The following is a 16,518-nucleotide window of genomic DNA, read 5'->3' as shown; positions in this document are numbered from 1 at the left end:
GGGTCCTATTCCTCTTCCTTGAGAACATAGCCGACGCCGCGGACCGTATGGATCAGGCGCTTGTCGAAGTCCTTGTCGATCTTCTTGCGCAGGTAATTGACGTAAACATCGATAATGTTGGTGAATGAATCAAAGGTGTAGTCCCAGACATGTTCGGCGATCATGGTGCGGGTCAGTACCTGGTTCGGGTTGCGCATCAGGTATTCGAGCAGGGCGTACTCCTTGGCAGTGAGTTCGACCTCCCGGCTGCCGCGCCAGACCTTGTGCGCCACCGGGTCGAGACGCAGGTCGGCGAAATGGATCTCGGCGCCGCGGTCCTTGGAGCCCCGACGGACCAGCGCCCGGACCCGGGCCAGCAGTTCGGCGAAGGCAAAGGGCTTGGTCAGGTAGTCGTCGCTTCCCGAATCGAGGCCGGAGACGATGTCGTCGACGGTATCCTTGGCGGTCAGGCAGAGGACCGGGGTGTGGATCCCCTTCTGCCGCAGTTCCCGGATGACGGTAAGGCCGTCCATCTTTGGCAGCATCAGGTCCATCAGGATCAGGTCATAGGGCTTGGCCGTTCCCATTGCCAACCCTTCTTCGCCGTCCGCCGCCAGGTCGACGGTGTACTTCTCCTCTTCCAGACCACGCTTGATGAAGCTGGCGACCTTCTTTTCATCTTCCACGACCAGAATGTGCATTTCCAATCTCCTTTGTCCGTTTGGTTGCGAGTGTCTGAGAGCAGAAGTCCCGCCCGCCGGCGCCGGCCGCCGGGCTATATCAGGTTGAGTTTGACCAGTACTTCGTTGGCGGTCTCTTCCACCGCCTTGCCGGTGACGTCGATGACGACCCAGGGGTTGCGGCGGAAGATGCTGCGCGCATAGCGCAGTTCCTCTTCGACATGTTCGTAGTCCGCATAGGCGGTACGCGGGTCCTGACCGAGGTTGCGCAGTCGGGCAGCACGAAGTTCAACCAGCCGCTGGGGATCGAGGACCAGGCCGGCGACCCGCTTCGGGTCGACTTCGGCCAGTTCCGCCGGCGGCGCGATCCCCTTGACCAGCGGCACGTTGGCGACACGGTAGCCGCGGTGCGCCAGGTACATCGAAAGGGGGGTCTTGCTGGTGCGGGAGATCCCGACCAGCACGATGTCCGCCTTGGGCAGGTTGCGGGTCTCCTGACCGTCATCATGCTTGACGGTGAACTCGACGGCCTCAACCCGGCGGAAATAGGCCTCGTCGACACCGTGCAGCAGCCCCGGGGTCTCCCCCGCCTCGCGGCCGAAAAACTCCGACAACCGCATCAGCAGCGGTGTCAGCAAATCGAGGGATGGCAGGCCAAGCGAGTTGCACTCGGCATGAACCAGCTGGGCCAGTTCCCGGTTGACGATGGTGTAGATGACCAGCCCCTGCTCTTTCAGGGCCTCATCCAAGGCCTCGTAGATGTCGGTTTTGGTGCGGACATGGCTGATGCGGCGCTGGCGAACATTCTTCTGCCGAAACTGGGTCAGGGCGGCAGTAACCATTTTTTCAGCGGTTTCACCGGTAGCATCGGACAAAAGAAATATCTGTTGCTGGCCGGTCATGGTGCTCCTCATGAAAATACTGTCAGGAATAGTAGCAATTTATTCATTAAAATCAAGCCCATTTCAAGCAGCCAAGGCGGACAACCCCTTTTTGGCCGTAGGTTTTCCCGGGCAGGAGCGGCCAAAGCATTCGATATGGTAAATAGTATTATTCGTTAGCTGTTTCTTCATTAGAAATTTAACGCGGTCTCCCCGGGACTTGTCAAGGTTTTTGTTGCTTTTGCGCCGACGGCTCTGCTAAACAGTGGGCATGCCGGACTCCTGGTGCGAAATCCATATTTATCTTCCTGCCGCCGCCGTCGACCTGGTCTGCGCCGAACTCGGTGAACTCGGTTCCTGCGGCATTACCGTTGAGGAGCGGCGGCTCGATACCTTTGTTGCTCCGGATCCGGACGAGCCTTTGGTTGGGCCGGTACGGATCCGCGCCTACTTTGCCCTCTCCGGAGAAAGTGTCGAGGCGCTGCGGGAGACGGTTCGCGACCGGCTCCGCTGGCTGGCACCCCTGGTGCCGGGGCTGGAGCCCGCTCTGCCAGAGGTTGCCGAGGTTCGCAATGAAGACTGGGCGGAGGGGTGGAAACAGCATTTCCCGGTGGTCCGGATCGGTCGCCGCCTGGTGATTCGTCCGAGCTGGGAGGCCTACGCCCCGAGCGGCGATGAGGTTGTCATAGTCCTTGACCCAGGGATGGCTTTCGGCACCGGCACTCATGGCACCACCAGGCTCTGCCTTGAAGCCCTCGCCTCCCGGTTTGCCGGTGCGGCCCCGCCCCGGCGGGTGCTGGATGTCGGTACCGGCTCCGGCATTCTGGCCATGGCGGCTGCGGCGCTCGGTGCCGACCGGGTCCTGGCCTGTGATATCGAGCCCGAGTCCTGCCGGGTGGCCACGGAAAACATTCGCAACAATCATCTGCAGGAGCGGGTCGAGGTGACCGGCGCTCCGCTTGAGGCGCTGGAGGGAGGGTTCGACCTGGTTCTGGCCAATATCCTCGCCGAGGAGAATGTCCGTCTTGCCGCTCAGCTGGTGAGCCGCTTGCGCGCCGGAGCAACGCTCGTCCTTTCCGGCATCCTGATCGAAAAGGAGGACCTGGTCAGCCAGGCCTTTGCGGCTTATCCCCTGGTCGGACCGGAAATCTTCCGGCGCGAAGACTGGTCCTGCCTGGTCTATCGCCGGAGCGGCTGATGCACCGGTTCTTTGTCGACCCCGAACAGCTTGCCGGCGACCGCGTCCTGTTTTCCGGAGACGTTCTCCATCATATCGCCAAGGTGCTGCGGATGCGCCCCGGGGATGAACTGGAACTGCTGGACGGTGCGGGCGAAATCTGCCAGTGCCGGGTCCTTGCCCTCGGGCGACACCAGGGTGAAGCGCTGGTCCTGGCACGGCGGCGGGCCACGGAACACCCCTTTCCGGTGCAATTGTTGCAAGCGTTGCCGAAGGGGGACAAGTTCGATCTGGTGCTGCAGAAGGGGACCGAGCTTGGCATCACCCGGTTTGTTCCGGTTCTGACCGGACGGACGGTGCCCCAGTCCGAGTTCTCCCGGGAGGAAAACCGGCTGCTGCGCTGGCGTAAAATTGTTCGTGAGGCGGCGCGCCAATGTCGACGGCCGGTTATCCCGGAAGTGGCGTCGCCCGTTGCCCTGACGAGCGCCCTGGCAGCGGTAGGCGATGGCCTGCGGCTGCTGCTCTGGGAGGAGGAGAGCCGGCCGCTGGCTGGCTTGCTGGAAGCGCCCCGGCCAGCTGCCGCGACGATTCTGGTCGGGCCGGAAGGGGGATTCGCGCAGACGGAAGTAGCTCTCGCCGCAGCGGCGGGGTTTGTCCCGGTAAGGTTTGGTCCCCGGATTCTGCGCAGTGAAACGGCAGGGTTTGCCGTTGCCGCAATCCTGCAGTATGTTTACGGGGATCTGGGGGAAGGTGGCCCGGGAGAGGAATCCCGGGCGATGAACGCAGGAGGAGAACCGCTATGAAATGTCCCAAATGCGGCTTTACCAGTTTTGATTATCTGGACAGCTGCAAGAAGTGCGGGGGTGATCTGGCCGCTTTCAAGGCCAAGCACGGGTTGCGCAGTCTGCTCTTTCCCGGGCTGGGGCGCTCGGGGGGGGGGCTCCGATCCTGCCCGAGGAGGCCGCCACGCCGGAAGAAGCGCTGATGACCGAGGCCCCCGATGCCACCGATTTCGGATTTGGCTTCATGGACGAGGAGGCCGCGGCGCCGGCAGTTGCCGAATCCGCCGGGAACGAAGAACTATTCCTGGATGCCGAAGAGGATTCGCTGGCCGCCGGAACGATTTCGCCCCCGGAAGATTTCGACCTCGATCCCGCAGCCGAAGCCTTCGATCTTGGCTCCGAGGGAGAATCCGATTTCTTCGCGGCGGAGGAGGACCTCTCCAGCTTTGACGACCCGAGCGCGCTCGCCTTTGAGGAGAGCGACGATGCGACGGAACTGGTTGAGAGTGATCTCGATCTTCCGTCCTGGGATGAACTGGGGGAAGAGGAGCCGGCCGCCAAAAAGTCTGCCGGCGACAAGGAGCCCCCCGACCCTTTTGATGATCGGGAGCCCGCCCTGGCCAGGCCGGCTCCCGGAGAAGCTAGCGGCCAACCCCTTGCCGAGGCTGTTCCCTGGGGCGGGGGGGGTGAAACTGCGGCAGTCACCTTCGCCGCCGCAGAGGAGCTGACCCTCCTCCAACCGCTGGAGGAGGGGGAAGCTCCGGAGCTCTGGAGTCTCCCGGAGGAAACCCCGGCGGTTCCGAGCGAACTTGCCCCGCTTCCCGAAGCGGATGAAACCCCGTCGTCAGCGTCCCTGGTCCAGAGACTGGGGGCGCTCCTCGCCGATCTGTTGCTGCTGGGGGGGATTGCCGCCGTCTTCCTGCTGCTGGGACAGCGCCTGCTCGGGCCCCCGCAAGCCGGTTTCTTTCCGAACCTGGAGCTGCTGCTGCGCTCCTCGACCCCCTACTTCCTCCTGCTGTTTCTCGCCTGCTTCGGTTACTTCACCGGTTTTCACTTCCTGCTCGGTCAGACCCCCGGCAAGATGCTCTTCGCTATCGGGGTAGAAAGCCTGGAGGGAACCGCGCTTACCCCCTCCCAGGCCTTTTTGCGCAGTGCCGGTGGTTTGCTGGCCCTCTGCCTCGGCGGCCTCGGTTATGCCTCGATCCTTTTCGCTGGCGACGGCCGCGGCTGGAATGACCGCCTGGCGGGAACCCGGGTCGTCTCCCTGGAGAATCAAGCTCCGGAGATAATGCTGGTTCGAACGCCGCCGGAACGGGCTGACCACGGTTAGCCGCAGCGCAGGGTGAGAAAGCTCTGCAGGTCGGGGGCTTGCAGGTAGGGGTTGTGGGCGGTTTCGAAACCGATGCTCGAGACCGGTCGCGGACCGTAATCGTGGCCCGGGTAGACCAGGGTGGCGGCAGGGAAGGCGGCGAGCCGGCGCAGGCTCCGGTAGAGCGCCTCCGGGTCGCTGCCGGCGAGGTCGGCACGGCCGACGGCGGTGACGAAGAGGGTGTCCCCGGTGATCAGCGCGCCGGGCGGGTTCAGGGTCAGGGAGCCCGGGGTATGCCCCGGGGTGTGCAGCACCGCGACCCGTCCCTGGCCAACGACGAGTTCGCTCCCTTCCCCGAGCGCCAGCTCCGCCGCGGGCACATCGAGCGGGTGGCCGGCGAGACGGGCGCCGGTGGCAGTGAGAATGCTGGCGTTGCCGGCGCAGTGGTCCCGATGCCCGTGGGTGTTGACCAGAACCTCGAGGGTGAGACCTCGTTCCTGCACCGCCTGCAGCATCACCTCCGGGGCAAAGGAGGGATCGACGCCGATTCCGCGGCGGCTCTGTGGGCAGTAGACCAGGTAGGAGAAGTTCTTCATCTCCCCCGCCGCCAGCTGGAGAATCTCCAGGGGGGCGGTCACAGCCACTCCGGGACGACCGGGGGCTGGTTACCGATCTTGCGAATCTCCCCCTCGACGATGCCGAAGATATCCCCGGTCTGCTTCACGGTCCACTCGTCTCCCTCCTCGGGCGGATTGGGAAATTCGCGACTGCCGAGATAGACATCCTCGCCATCGATGAAGCCCCACCAGTCGAGGGATCCGGTCTGCCAGAGTTTGGTCTTCAGGAAAAAAGCCATCCTTGCTGCTCCTCTTGTCGGAAATTTATCTCATGATACGTGAGCGCCGCAGGGGGGTCAACACGGCACACGGCGCAGGATGACGGTTGCCCGCAAGCGGCTGCCGGCCTATAATGAGTCCCGCGGGTAGGAATTCGCAGGTTCGGAAAGGGAAACGGCGAAATGAAGTTCGTCAAGATGCACGGCGCCGGCAACGATTACGTCTATGTCAACGGCTTCGAAACAACGGTTTCCGATCCCGCGGCCCTGGCCCGGGCGATCAGCGATCGCCACTTCGGGGTCGGCAGCGATGGCCTGATCCTGATTCTCCCCTCAAGCCGCGCCGACCTGCGCATGCGCATGTTCAATGCCGACGGCAGCGAGGCTGAGATGTGCGGCAACGGTGTGCGCTGTGTCGCCAAGTTCGCCCGCGACCATGGCCTGGTGGCCAAGGATGCCATCAGCGTCGAAACCGGAGACGGCATCAAGCAGCTGCAGCTCTTCACCAATGCCGCCGGCAAGGTCGAGCGGGTGCGGGTGGCGATGGGCCGGCCGCGGCTGACCCGGGCCGAAATCCCGATGACCGGAGCGCCGCAGGCCGAGGTGATCGATGAAACCTTGACCGTGCTTGACCGCACCCTGCAGATCACCTGTGTCTCGATGGGGAATCCGCACTGCGTCATCTTCGTCGACCGGGTCGACGAATTCCCGGTGGCGGAGTATGGGCCGGCGATCGAAAATCATCCCCTCTTCCCGCGGCGGACCAATGTCGAGTTCGTCGAGGTTCTCGCCCGCGGGGAGGTCCGTCAGCGCACCTGGGAACGGGGGGCCGGCGAGACCCTCGCCTGCGGCACCGGCGCCGCGGCGGTGACCGTCGCCGGGGTCCTCACCGGGCGTACCGAACGCGTGGTGCGCAATCACCTGCGCGGCGGCGTCCTCGAACTGGAATGGCAGGGGGAGGAGGTCTTCATGACCGGTCCGGCCGTCGAGGTCTTTGCCGGGGAGTATGCCCCCCAATGACGAACTGTCCGATGTGCGGCAAGTGGGCCGCGGAAGCCGAGCTGCGAATTGCCGAGCTGGAGCACTGCTACGTCACCCTCAACCGCGACCAGTTCTTCCCCGGCTACTGCTTCGTCTTTACCCGGGAGCATGTCACCGAACTCTTTCACCTCGACCGGGCGGTCCGGCAGGGGGTGATGGAAGAGGTCAACCGGGTCGCGGCAGCCCTGTTCCAGGTTTTTCAGCCGACCAAGATCAACTACGAACTGCTCGGCAACATGGTGCCGCACATGCATTGGCATCTGGTGCCGCGCTTTGCCGACGATCCCCTCTGGCCGCGGCCGATCTGGAGCGAACCCCACCCGGAGCGGCTCCTGAGCGGGCCCGAATGTCAGCGGCGCATCGAACAGCTGCGCGCCGCCCTGGCCCCCCGGGCAGGTGCCTGATGGTAGCCGCCGTCCTCTTCGACCTCGACAATACCCTCTACGCTCCGGAGCGCGATCTCTTCGCCCTGATCGACAAGCGGATCAATCGCTACATGCTGGAGGTTGTCGCCATCCCTCGTGCCGAAGTCGATGGCCTGCGCCGGCATTACTGGAAGGCCTACGGGGCGACCTTGCAGGGGTTGATCCGCCACTACGGCGTCGATCCCGAAGATTACCTCGATTACGTTCACGATGTCGATGTATCCACCCGGCTGCAACCGGACCCGTTGCTGTGCAGCAGCCTGCAGCGGTTGCCGCTGCGGCGCTTTGTCTTTACCAACGGCTCCCGCGGTCATGCCGAGCGGGTACTCGCGGCCCTCGGCCTGGCAGAAAGCTTCGAGGAGATTTTCGATATCCGTATCGCCAACTACCAGCCGAAGCCCAACCCCGACCCCTATCATGGCGTTCTGCGTCAGCTCGGCCTCGCCGCCGGGCACTGCGTGATGGTCGAAGACTCGCTTGCCAACCTCGCTACCGCCAAGCAGCTCGGCATGACCACGGTGCTGGTCGCCCAAGACCCGGAACAGAGCGCCGTGGTCGATCACCAGGTCGCGACGGCCAGCCAGGCCGCACAACTGGTTACCTCCTGGCTCTAACCGCCCCGCCCCGGGAGTAAAAAGCATGCAACCACTGGGAGTCCATGTCTCGATCAGCGGCGGCGTCGAACAGGCCTTCGCCCGCGGCGAGGCGATCGGCTGCCGGGCGATCCAGATCTTTACCAAGAATGCCAGCCAATGGCAGGGCAAGCCGATCTCCGCAGAGAGCGCCGCGGCCTTTCGGGCCAACCGGGAACAGAGTCCGATCGGCCCGGTGATCGCCCACGACAGCTACCTGATCAACCTCGCCGCGCCGGACGAGGCGAAGTGGCAGCAGGCCAAGGCCGCTTTTCTCGATGAGCTGGAGCGCTGCGCGCTGCTCGGTATCGAGGCGCTGGTGATGCACCCCGGCGCCGCCTTGCAGAGCGGTGAAGAGGCCGGCCTGCAGCGCATCGCCACCGCCTTTCGCGACATCTTTACCGCCGCTCCGGCCGGGGTGCAGGTACTGCTGGAGACCACCGCCGGCATGGGGAGCCATCTCGGCTGGCGTTTTGAGCAGCTGGCGCGCATCATCGATCTGGTCCCGCAGCACGACTTCGGTGTCTGCTTCGATACCTGTCACGTTTTCGCCGCCGGCTACGATCTCGCCACGCCCGCGGGGTACGAAGAGGTCATGGGCGAGTTCGACCGCGTCATCGGCTGCGAACGGTTGCGCCTTTTCCATCTCAACGACAGCAAGAAACCCTGCGGTTCCCGGGTCGATCGCCACGAGCATGTCGGCCAGGGGTGCATCGGCGAAACCGCCTTCGCCTGCCTGATGCGCGACCGGCGCTTTGCCACCGTGCCAAAGATCCTCGAAACGCCCCCCGGCGACAACAACGAATTCGACCTGCGCAACCTGGCGCTGCTGCGGCGACTGGCGGGGGAAGCGGATTGAGCAGTTCGTGCCGCGGTGATCTTAGGACAAAATCAAAAAGCGGTTTCGCGCGGATCAGATCTGATCACTTCGGATAAAATTCGGATTGGTCCAAGGTCCTGGATTAAATCCGAACCTGATCAGACTTTATCCGAAGTTATCCGCGCGAGCCGCCTTCAGCTTTTCGCTTGGTTTTCGAAGTTTCAATCGCGATGCTATTACCGAAAGAGTCACCAGTATGCGAGCCGTTCTGCAGCGTGTCAGCCAGGCCCGGGTCCGGGTCGAAAACGAGATTGTCGGCGCGATCGGCCCCGGGCTGCTGATCCTGCTCGGTGTCGGCCAGGGGGACGCGGAAGCCGACGCCCGCTACCTGGCGGAAAAGAGCGCGGCGCTGCGCATTTTCGAGGACGGCGCGGGGAAGATGAACCTCGCCCTCGCCGAGTCGGGGGGCGCCGCCCTGGTCGTTTCCCAGTTCACCCTGTACGCCGACTGTCGCAAGGGACGCCGTCCCGGCTTCTCCGGCGCGGCGCCGCCGGACGAAGCCAACCGCCTCTACCTCTTTTTCGTCACCCAGCTGCGCGCCCTCGGGGTGACGGTGGCGACCGGGGTTTTCCAGGCCGACATGCAGGTGGAGCTGGTCAATGACGGGCCGGTGACGATGCTGCTCGACAGCCGCAAGGGTTTTTAGAGCCGAGACCCGCTTTTCAGGAGAAGAGATGGAATACGACGATTACAGCCGGCCGAGCAAGTCGGCCCTCAAGCGTGCCGCCAAGGAGATTGAGGCCCTGGCCGGCCAGCTCGCCGAGGTGACCGATGCCGTCATTGCCGGTCTGGAGCTGAGTGCCGAGCTGAGCGAAGAGGTGGCTCTCGCCCGCCGCACCAAGGGGCACGGCTCCCACAAGCGCCAGGTCAGGCACCTGGCCGTGCTGCTGCGCCAGCGTCCCGAGGAGGCCGCCGCCATCCAGGAGCACCTCGCCGGGCAGAGCGAACGCCACTGGCAGGAGCAGCAGGTCTTTCACCATGTCGAGGCCTGGCGCGACCGCCTCTGCGCTGCCGCCACCGCCGAGGCCGCCCTGGCGGAGTTGAAGACGCGCGCCCCCGAACTCGATCACCGCGAGCTGGGCAAGCTTTCCCGCGGCGCCTGCAATGGCGACAAGGCGGCGGCGCGGCAGATTTTTCGCCGTCTGCGGGAGGTCGCCGACGCGCTGGAGTAAGGGCTGGTCCAGCGGGGTGCGGGAACCCGGGGAGCAGCTCCGAAAGTGGGACGGGAGCTGGCAGGAATTCCCAACTGCATGCGATGTAAATAAAAATGCCCCGCTGGTGACCAGCGGGGCATTTTGAAGGACGCAAAAGAGACTCGATTCAGAGGGCTTTCTTGATCAACCCTTCGAGCTGGTTTTTGGGGACGGCGCCGACTACCTGGTCGACGATCTTGCCATCCTTGAACAGGATCAGGGTCGGGATGCCGCGGACGCCGTACTTGCCGGGCGTGGCCGGGTTCTCGTCGACGTTGAGCTTGGCGACCTTGACCTTGCCGTCATACTCGTCGGCGAGGCTGTCGATCACCGGGCCGATCGCTTTGCAGGGGGCGCACCAGGAGGCCCAGAAATCGACCAGGACCGGCGTGGAGGATTTCATCACGTCGCTTTCAAAACTGTCGTCGGTCAGCTGCACGACTTTATCGCTCGCCATGTGGTTCTCCTTTGGGATGGATTGGGGTGGATCAATTCGGTTTTGAGAGATCAATGATAAAACAGCCCCGGGAAAATGCAAGGCATAATTGCCCGGTTAACGCCTTGACAGCACCCGGGCAGCGCCCTATGATGCCGGAAATTCAGGGGGAGTAGGGAGAGATTCCATGGACCAGGAGAAAATCGAGCGGACCATTGCCGAGTTGGGGACCTGCCTTAAAGAAAGTTTCCTCACCAATCCCGCTGCGGTCGTCGGTCTGGCAGAGCGGATCGTCGCCACCTTCCACCGTAGCGGCCGCGTTTTTCTCTACGGCAGCGGCCCGCTGGCCGCGGTGACAGAACTGGTCGCTGACCGTTTTCTCCACCGGCTCGCCTTCGACCGCCCCCAGCTCCCGGTGCTCAACCTTGCCTCCAGTCCGACCCTGCTGCACTCCCTCGCCCGGGACGGCCTGCATCGTCAAGCGGGTGCGCGGCAGCTGCGCATGCTGGTCGGTGGCGACGATATCCTGCTCCTCTTCGGCGATGGGGGGCGGGACGAAGGGCTCACCGAACTGCTGCAGGCCGCCCGCCAGGCCGGCTGCGGCACCGTGGTCATTGCCCCGCGGGGCAACGCCCCCGAGGAGGAGCTGGTCGATCAGCAGGTTGTGATTGCCAGCGAGTCCCCGGCCCGGATTGCCGAAGCGGCACTCTTCTTCGGACAACTTCTCTGCGAACTGGTGGAAGCCGAACTCTTCGGCATCTGACGAAGGTTTCGACGCCCGCCGGGTAAGCCAAACCCCGATGCGGCCATGCCCGATTATCCCCTCCAGCTCAATCTCCAGCAGCGACTCTGCGTCGTTATCGGCGCCGGCCGCGTCGGCCTGCGCAAGGTCGAGGGGTTGCTCGCCGCCGGCGCCCGGGTGCGGCTGGTGGCGACGGTGCTGCCGGAGCTTCTGTCGCCGGCGCTGGAGCTGGTGGCGCGTCCCTACCGCAACGGCGATCTCGCCGGCGCCCTGCTCGCGTTTGCCGCCACCGACGACCCGCAGGTGAACGCGGCGGTCGTGGCCGAGGCCCGCGCGGCCCGGATCCTGGTCAACCGGGCCGACGACCCCGCCGAGGGGGACTTCGCCCTGCCGGCGGTGCTGCGGCGCGGCGCGCTGACGCTGACGGTGGCGACCGGCGGCGGTAGCCCGGCTCTGGCCGCGCTGCTCAGGGAGGAGCTCGCCGGCCAGTTCGGGGAAGAGTGGGCAGAGGTGCTGGAACTGTTGGGCGCCCTGCGGCGCAAGCGGTTGACAGTGCCGCCCAAGGGCGAATATAATCGGGAGATTTTGCGCCGCCTTCTGCGCGGCGGCCTGCCCGGGCTGCTGGCCGCCAACGACGCTGCCGGCGCCGATCGCCTCCTCGGTGAAATTGTCGGGGAGTCGCTGGAGACCTTGGGAATTCGTCTGCCGAAAGGGAAACCATGAGCGTCAACGTTCTGCTTTTCAAGATCACGCTGCTGCTCTATTTTGCCGCCACCGTTCTTTACCTGGTCGATGTCATCTGGCGCCGGGAAACGGCCGGTAAGATCGCCCGCTGGGTACTGACCGGGGGCTTCGTTCTCCACTGCGCGACCCTCGTCTCCCGTTTCGTTGCCACCGGCTATACCCCGGCGTCGAACCTCTACGAGGCGCTCTCCTTTTTTGCCTGGGCGGTGGTGGCGGTCTTCCTGGTTTTCGACCTGCGTTACCGCCTGACCGTCCTCGGCGCTTTTTCCTGCCCCCTGGCGCTGGCATTGATGATCGTCGGCAGCGCGGCGCCCAAGGCCGCCCGCGAGCTCAACCCGATGCTCGATTCCTGGTGGTTCCCGGTTCATGTCACCCTCGCCTTTCTCGGCGATGCGATCTTTGCCGTGGCGGCGGTGGCGGGCGTGCTCTACCTGTTGCAGGAACGGATGCTCAAGAGCAAGAAATTTTCCACCCTCTACCACCGCCTGCCGTCCCTGCAGACCCTCGACTCGATCAACTATAAGTGCCTGACCTTCGGCTTTCCGCTGATGACGATGGGGATCATCTCCGGGGCGATCTGGGCCAACTCGGCCTGGGGCGGCTACTGGCGCTGGGATCCGAAGGAGACCTGGGCGCTGATCACCTGGTTCTTCTACGCCGCCCTGCTGCACGGCCGGCTCACCGTCGGCTGGCGCGGCCGGCGGGCCGCCATCTTTGCCATTATCGGTTTTCTCTGTCTGCTCTTCTCCTTCCTGGGCGTCAACTGGTTTCTCTCCGCCGAACACAGCTTCAAGGCGTTGGAAGGCCGTTGACCTCCCGGTTCTGAACGGATTGGCAGTATGAATATCATCGTTGTCGGGCTCAGTCACAAGACCGCCCCCGTCGAAATCCGCGAGCGGGTCGCCTTCGCCCCGACCGCCATGGAAAAGCCGTTGCGGCAGGTCGCCGGGCTCCCCGGGATCAGCGAGGGGCTGATCGTTTCGACCTGCAACCGGGTGGAAATCTACGCCGTGAGCCGCGATGCCGAGGCCGGTGTCGGCCAGCTGCGCCGCTTCATGGCCGATTTTCATGGCCTGACCATGGAGCAACTGGAATCGCACCTTTACGACTACCAGGGGGAGGCGGCGATTCAGCACATCTTCCGGGTCGCCTCCAGCCTCGACTCGATGGTGATCGGCGAGCCGCAGATTCTCGGCCAGATCAAGACCGCCTACGGCTATGCCAGCGAGTTCAAAACCGCCGGCCTGATCCTCAACCGCCTGCTGCACAAAGCCTTCTCCGTCGCCAAGCGGGTGCGCACCGAGACCGAAATCGCCAGCAACGCGGTCTCGGTCTCCTTTGCCGCCGTCGAGCTGGCGCGCAAGATCTTCGACTCCCTCGCCGACAAGACCGTCCTGCTGATCGGCGCCGGCGAGATGTGCGAGCTGGCGGCCCGCCACTTCATCAACAACGGCGTCGCCAGCGTTCACGTTACCAACCGGACCTTCGAACGGGCGCAGAAACTCGCCGACGAGTTCGGCGGCAAGCCGATCCTGTTCGAGAACTTCGTCGAACATCTGCCGCAGGTCGACATCGTCCTCACCTCCACCGGAGCGCCCAACTTCATTCTCGGCCACAAGACGATCGAGGAGGTCATCAAACGGCGCCGCTACAAGCCGATGTTCTTCATCGACATCGCCGTGCCGCGGGACATCGATCCGCGCGTCAACGACATCGATAACGTCTACCTTTACGATGTCGATGACCTGCAGGGAGTGGTGCAGGCCAACCTCAAGGAGCGCCACAAGGAAGCGAAGAAGGCGGAAGGGATCATCGAGCAGGAGCTCGGCAGCTTCTTTAAGTGGCTCTCCACCCTCGACGTGGTGCCGACCATCGTCGCCCTGCGCAAGAAGCTCGAAGAGGTCCGCCGCGCCGAACTGGAGAAGACCTTCGGCAACCTCAAGGAGCTCGGCGAAAAGGAGCGCAAGTCGATCGAAGCGCTCACCGCGGCGATCGTCAACAAGGTCTTGCACCGGCCGATGATGCTGCTGAAACAATCCCAGAACGATCCCGCGGGCGACAGTTACGTCGATGCCGTGCGGGTCCTCTTCGACCTCGAGCTGCCGCCCCCGGAAGGGGAGATCGCCTGTCTCGACGACAAGGTCGGGGAATAAGACTCTCCAACCTTTGGACGAAATCCATCCTGATACCGTATGACAAGGAGTCATTGCTGACCATGGCCAAGAAACAGTTACGTATCGGTACCCGCGCCAGCCAGCTTGCCCTGTGGCAGGCTAACTGGGTCAAGAGTGAACTGGAAAAACACTACCCCGAGCTTGAGGTCACGCTGACCAAGATCAAGACCCAAGGGGACAAGATTCTCGACGTGCCGCTGGCGATGGTCGGTGGCAAGGGGCTCTTCACCAAGGAGCTGCAGGAGGCGATGTTGCGCGGCGAGACCGACATCTCGGTCCACTCGATGAAGGACGTACCGACCCTCTTCCCCGAAGGGCTGGCGCTGCGCTGCATCACCGAGCGCGAGGATGTGCGCGACATTGTCATCCTGCGCCCCGGCGTCAGCTCCTGGCGCGACCTGCCGCAGGGGGCGCGCATCGGCACCAGCGCCCTGCGCCGCAAGGCCCAGCTGCTGCACCTCCGTCCCGACCTGCAGATGGTCGACATCCGCGGCAACGTCGAGACCCGCATCCGCAAGCTCACCGAGGAGAACCTCGATGCGGTCATCCTCGCCGCCGCCGGCATGCACCGCCTCGGCTTCGACGGCCGGATCGGCGAGTACCTGCCGGTCGACGTCTCGATCCCGGCCATCGGCCAGGGCGCCCTCGGCATCGAAAGCCGCGTCGCCGACAGTGAAACCAACGCCCTGATCGATTTCTTCAACCATCCCGAGACCGACTGGGCGGTGCGCGGCGAGCGCGCTTTTCTGCGCCGCCTCGAAGGGGGCTGCCAGGTCCCCATCGCCTGCCATGGCACCGTCGCCGGCGGCATCCTGACCCTCACCGGCCTGGTCGCCGACTGCGACGGCGTCCAGTGCCTGAAGAAGAGTGTCAGCGGGCCGGTCGCGGAGTGCGAGCAGCTCGGCGCCTCCCTCGGCGACGACCTGCTGATCCTAGGGGCCGGCAAGATTCTCAACGAGGTCTACCAGCACGAAACCTTCAACGTCACGCGGGAAGACGTCTGACCCCCGCTCCAATGATCGCTGACTGCCGGGGGGACGCTGCGCCGTCCCCCTGTCGCTTCGCCCAGGATGGCGTGATTTGAAACCAGGCATCGTCTATCTCATCGGCGCCGGTCCCGGCGATCCGGGGCTGATCACCGTGCGCGGCCGCGATTGCCTGCGCCGCGCCGAGGTAGTGGTCTACGATTACCTCGCCAACCCGGCGCTTCTCGCCGAGGCGCCCGCCGCCGAGCACATCTATGTCGGCAAGAGTGCCGGCTGCCATCATCGCCCGCAGACGGAGATCAATCTTCTTCTCGCCGAGCTCGCCACTGCCGGCAAGGTCGTCGCCCGCCTCAAGGGGGGCGATCCCTACCTCTTTGGTCGCGGCGGCGAGGAAGCCCTCCACCTGCAGCAGCAGGGGATTCCCTTCGAAGTCGTCCCCGGCGTTACCGCCGCTTTCGCCGCCGCTGCCTATGCCGGCATCCCCTTGACCCACCGCGACTTCACCACCAGCCTCGGTCTGGTCACCGGCCACGAGGACCCGGCCAAGAAGTTCTCCAGCCTCGACTGGGAGAAGCTCGCCACCGGCGTCGGTACCCTGGTTTTCTACATGGGGATGGCCAACCTGGGGCTGATCGCCCGCGAGCTGGTGGCCCACGGCCGCGCGCCGCAGACCCCGGTGGCGGTGGTGCGCTGGGCGACCACGCCCCGTCAGGAGACCCTCACCGGCACCCTCGCCGATATTGCGCAGCGGGTTCAGGAACGCGGCTTCAGGCCGCCGGCGATCATCATTGTCGGCGCGGTGGTCAACCTGCGCCAATCGCTGCGCTGGTTCGACAACCGGCCGCTCTTCGGCAAGCGGGTGCTGGTCACGCGCAGTGCCGACCAGGCCGGCGAGTTCTCAGCCCAGCTCCAAGGCCAGGGCGCGCTGGTGGTCGAATGCCCCACCATTCAACTGGTGCCGCCCGCCGATTTTGCCGAGCTGGATGCCGCCATCGCACGGCTCGCCAGCTTTGACTGGCTGGTACTCACTTCCGTCAATGCGGTACAGTTTTTCTTCGCCCGCCTGCAGACGCTGAACCTCGATGCCCGTGTCCTGGGCGGCTGCCGGGTCTGCGCCGTCGGTCCGAAGACCGCGGCGTCGATTCGCGACCATGGCATTCGTCCTGATCTCATCCCGGCCGACTACAAGGCCGAAGGAGTGGTGAAAGCCTTTACCGACCAGCAGCTGCAAGGCCAGCGCATCCTCTTCCCCCGCGCCGACAAGGCCCGCGAGGTGATTCCTCAGGGCCTGACCGCCCTCGGCGCCGAAGTGGTGGCGCCGATCGCTTATTGCAACATCCTCCCCGCTGAACTCCCTCCCGCAGCGCTCGCCGCCCTCGCAGCCGGCGAAATCGACTGCGTCACCTTCACCGCCTCCTCCACCGTCGAGAACCTCGCCCGGATCCTCGGCGCCGAGGGTTTCGCCACCCTCCTCGCCGGCGTCCCCGTTGCCGCTATCGGTCCGATCACCGCCCGGAGCTGCCGCAAGCTCGGGCTGGAGGTCGCCATCGAACCCGCCGAGTACACTCTCACCGCTCTCACCGCCGCAATCGTCCGGTATTTCGCCGGGTAACAACCACCCG

Annotated in this window: 21 protein-coding genes; 16 read left to right on the top strand and 5 right to left on the bottom strand. The window is 64.6% G+C overall.

From position 1 onward, the window contains the following. Positions 1 to 5 precede the first annotated feature (5 nt). Positions 6 to 680 carry a response regulator gene (locus DBW_RS17055; RefSeq protein ID WP_066729243.1) on the bottom strand — a complete coding sequence of 225 codons (675 nt, stop codon included), beginning with the start codon at positions 678 to 680 and terminating at the stop codon, positions 6 to 8. A 74-nt stretch (positions 681 to 754) separates the two neighbouring features. Beyond that, the gene (locus DBW_RS17050; RefSeq protein WP_082820422.1) at positions 755 to 1,561 is read right to left on the bottom strand and encodes a pyruvate, water dikinase regulatory protein; all 807 of its coding nucleotides are present in this window, start codon (positions 1,559 to 1,561) and stop codon (positions 755 to 757) included. A gap of 250 nt (positions 1,562 to 1,811) precedes the next feature. On the opposite strand from DBW_RS17050, the gene prmA reads away from it, so the two are divergent. The 4 genes from prmA to DBW_RS17030 are packed head-to-tail and all read left to right on the top strand — an operon-like array spanning position 1,812 to position 4,829. Further along, positions 1,812 to 2,738, top strand: a complete 927-nt coding sequence (gene prmA / locus DBW_RS17045) for a 50S ribosomal protein L11 methyltransferase (RefSeq protein ID WP_066729239.1) — start codon at positions 1,812 to 1,814, stop codon at positions 2,736 to 2,738. Further along, positions 2,738 to 3,520: a 16S rRNA (uracil(1498)-N(3))-methyltransferase gene (locus DBW_RS17040; protein WP_066729235.1), complete on the top strand. Its 783-nt coding sequence runs from the start codon at positions 2,738 to 2,740 to the stop codon at positions 3,518 to 3,520. The genes prmA and DBW_RS17040 overlap by 1 nt, the downstream gene beginning before the upstream one ends. Continuing rightward, positions 3,517 to 3,702: a hypothetical protein gene (locus tag DBW_RS17035; RefSeq protein ID WP_066729234.1), complete on the top strand. Its 186-nt coding sequence runs from the start codon at positions 3,517 to 3,519 to the stop codon at positions 3,700 to 3,702. Before DBW_RS17040 ends, DBW_RS17035 begins: the two co-directional genes overlap by 4 nt. Next, complete coding sequence (locus tag DBW_RS17030; RefSeq protein WP_066729222.1) at positions 3,702 to 4,829, top strand: RDD family protein; 1,128 nt, start codon at positions 3,702 to 3,704, stop codon at positions 4,827 to 4,829. Before DBW_RS17035 ends, DBW_RS17030 begins: the two co-directional genes overlap by 1 nt. Here the strand turns inward: DBW_RS17030 and DBW_RS17025 are convergent. Then, a complete protein-coding gene (locus DBW_RS17025) occupies positions 4,826 to 5,446 on the bottom strand; it encodes a hydroxyacylglutathione hydrolase family protein (protein ID WP_066729219.1) in 621 nt (206 codons plus the stop codon). The two genes, DBW_RS17030 and DBW_RS17025, sit on opposite strands and share 4 nt — an antisense overlap. Continuing rightward, positions 5,443 to 5,664 (bottom strand): hypothetical protein, encoded by a 222-nt coding sequence (locus DBW_RS17020; RefSeq protein ID WP_066729218.1) that lies wholly within the window; start codon positions 5,662 to 5,664, stop codon positions 5,443 to 5,445. The genes DBW_RS17025 and DBW_RS17020 overlap by 4 nt, the downstream gene beginning before the upstream one ends. 162 nt (positions 5,665 to 5,826) lie before the next feature. Between DBW_RS17020 and dapF the strand changes: the two genes are divergently transcribed. The 6 genes from dapF (at position 5,827) to yjgA (ending at position 9,793) form a co-directional block, all read left to right on the top strand. Continuing rightward, positions 5,827 to 6,663, top strand: coding sequence for a diaminopimelate epimerase (dapF, locus tag DBW_RS17015; protein WP_066729214.1), 837 nt, complete (start codon positions 5,827 to 5,829; stop codon positions 6,661 to 6,663). After that, positions 6,660 to 7,088 carry an HIT family protein gene (locus tag DBW_RS17010; RefSeq protein ID WP_066729212.1) on the top strand — a complete coding sequence of 143 codons (429 nt, stop codon included), beginning with the start codon at positions 6,660 to 6,662 and terminating at the stop codon, positions 7,086 to 7,088. Before dapF ends, DBW_RS17010 begins: the two co-directional genes overlap by 4 nt. Next, positions 7,088 to 7,723 carry a pyrimidine 5'-nucleotidase gene (locus DBW_RS17005; protein ID WP_066729208.1) on the top strand — a complete coding sequence of 212 codons (636 nt, stop codon included), beginning with the start codon at positions 7,088 to 7,090 and terminating at the stop codon, positions 7,721 to 7,723. The genes DBW_RS17010 and DBW_RS17005 overlap by 1 nt, the downstream gene beginning before the upstream one ends. Before the next feature lie 25 nt (positions 7,724 to 7,748). Beyond that, positions 7,749 to 8,600, top strand: coding sequence for a deoxyribonuclease IV (locus DBW_RS17000; protein WP_066729206.1), 852 nt, complete (start codon positions 7,749 to 7,751; stop codon positions 8,598 to 8,600). Between the two features lie 217 nt (positions 8,601 to 8,817). Continuing rightward, positions 8,818 to 9,267 carry a D-aminoacyl-tRNA deacylase gene (gene dtd / locus DBW_RS16995; RefSeq protein WP_066729203.1) on the top strand — a complete coding sequence of 150 codons (450 nt, stop codon included), beginning with the start codon at positions 8,818 to 8,820 and terminating at the stop codon, positions 9,265 to 9,267. Between the two features lie 28 nt (positions 9,268 to 9,295). Further along, a complete protein-coding gene (gene yjgA / locus DBW_RS16990) occupies positions 9,296 to 9,793 on the top strand; it encodes a ribosome biogenesis factor YjgA (RefSeq protein WP_066729201.1) in 498 nt (165 codons plus the stop codon). Between the two features lie 148 nt (positions 9,794 to 9,941). Here the strand turns inward: yjgA and trxA are convergent, their stop codons facing one another. Further along, a complete protein-coding gene (trxA, locus tag DBW_RS16985) occupies positions 9,942 to 10,271 on the bottom strand; it encodes a thioredoxin TrxA (protein ID WP_066729199.1) in 330 nt (109 codons plus the stop codon). Between the two features lie 166 nt (positions 10,272 to 10,437). On the opposite strand from trxA, the gene DBW_RS16980 reads away from it, so the two are divergent. The 6 genes from DBW_RS16980 to cobA all read left to right on the top strand — a co-directional run bounded on the left by DBW_RS16980 (position 10,438) and on the right by cobA (position 16,508). Further along, positions 10,438 to 11,013 carry an SIS domain-containing protein gene (locus DBW_RS16980; protein ID WP_066729198.1) on the top strand — a complete coding sequence of 192 codons (576 nt, stop codon included), beginning with the start codon at positions 10,438 to 10,440 and terminating at the stop codon, positions 11,011 to 11,013. Positions 11,014 to 11,058: 45 nt separating this feature from the next. Further along, complete coding sequence (locus tag DBW_RS16975; protein WP_066729195.1) at positions 11,059 to 11,715, top strand: precorrin-2 dehydrogenase/sirohydrochlorin ferrochelatase family protein; 657 nt, start codon at positions 11,059 to 11,061, stop codon at positions 11,713 to 11,715. Further along, positions 11,712 to 12,548, top strand: a complete 837-nt coding sequence (ccsB, locus tag DBW_RS16970; protein ID WP_066729193.1) for a c-type cytochrome biogenesis protein CcsB — start codon at positions 11,712 to 11,714, stop codon at positions 12,546 to 12,548. The genes DBW_RS16975 and ccsB overlap by 4 nt, the downstream gene beginning before the upstream one ends. Positions 12,549 to 12,575: 27 nt before the next feature. Then, complete coding sequence (gene hemA, locus DBW_RS16965) at positions 12,576 to 13,889, top strand: glutamyl-tRNA reductase (protein ID WP_066729192.1); 1,314 nt, start codon at positions 12,576 to 12,578, stop codon at positions 13,887 to 13,889. A gap of 62 nt (positions 13,890 to 13,951) precedes the next feature. Then, positions 13,952 to 14,914, top strand: coding sequence for a hydroxymethylbilane synthase (gene hemC / locus DBW_RS16960; protein ID WP_066729190.1), 963 nt, complete (start codon positions 13,952 to 13,954; stop codon positions 14,912 to 14,914). Positions 14,915 to 14,990: 76 nt separating this feature from the next. Beyond that, positions 14,991 to 16,508 (top strand): uroporphyrinogen-III C-methyltransferase, encoded by a 1,518-nt coding sequence (cobA, locus tag DBW_RS16955; protein WP_082820421.1) that lies wholly within the window; start codon positions 14,991 to 14,993, stop codon positions 16,506 to 16,508. Positions 16,509 to 16,518 lie beyond the last annotated feature (10 nt).

This window comes from Desulfuromonas sp. DDH964 (assembly GCF_001611275.1).
In the GTDB taxonomy this organism is placed as follows: Bacteria; Desulfobacterota; Desulfuromonadia; order Desulfuromonadales; family DDH964; genus DDH964.
This window is presented reverse-complemented; position numbering and strand designations above follow the sequence as displayed.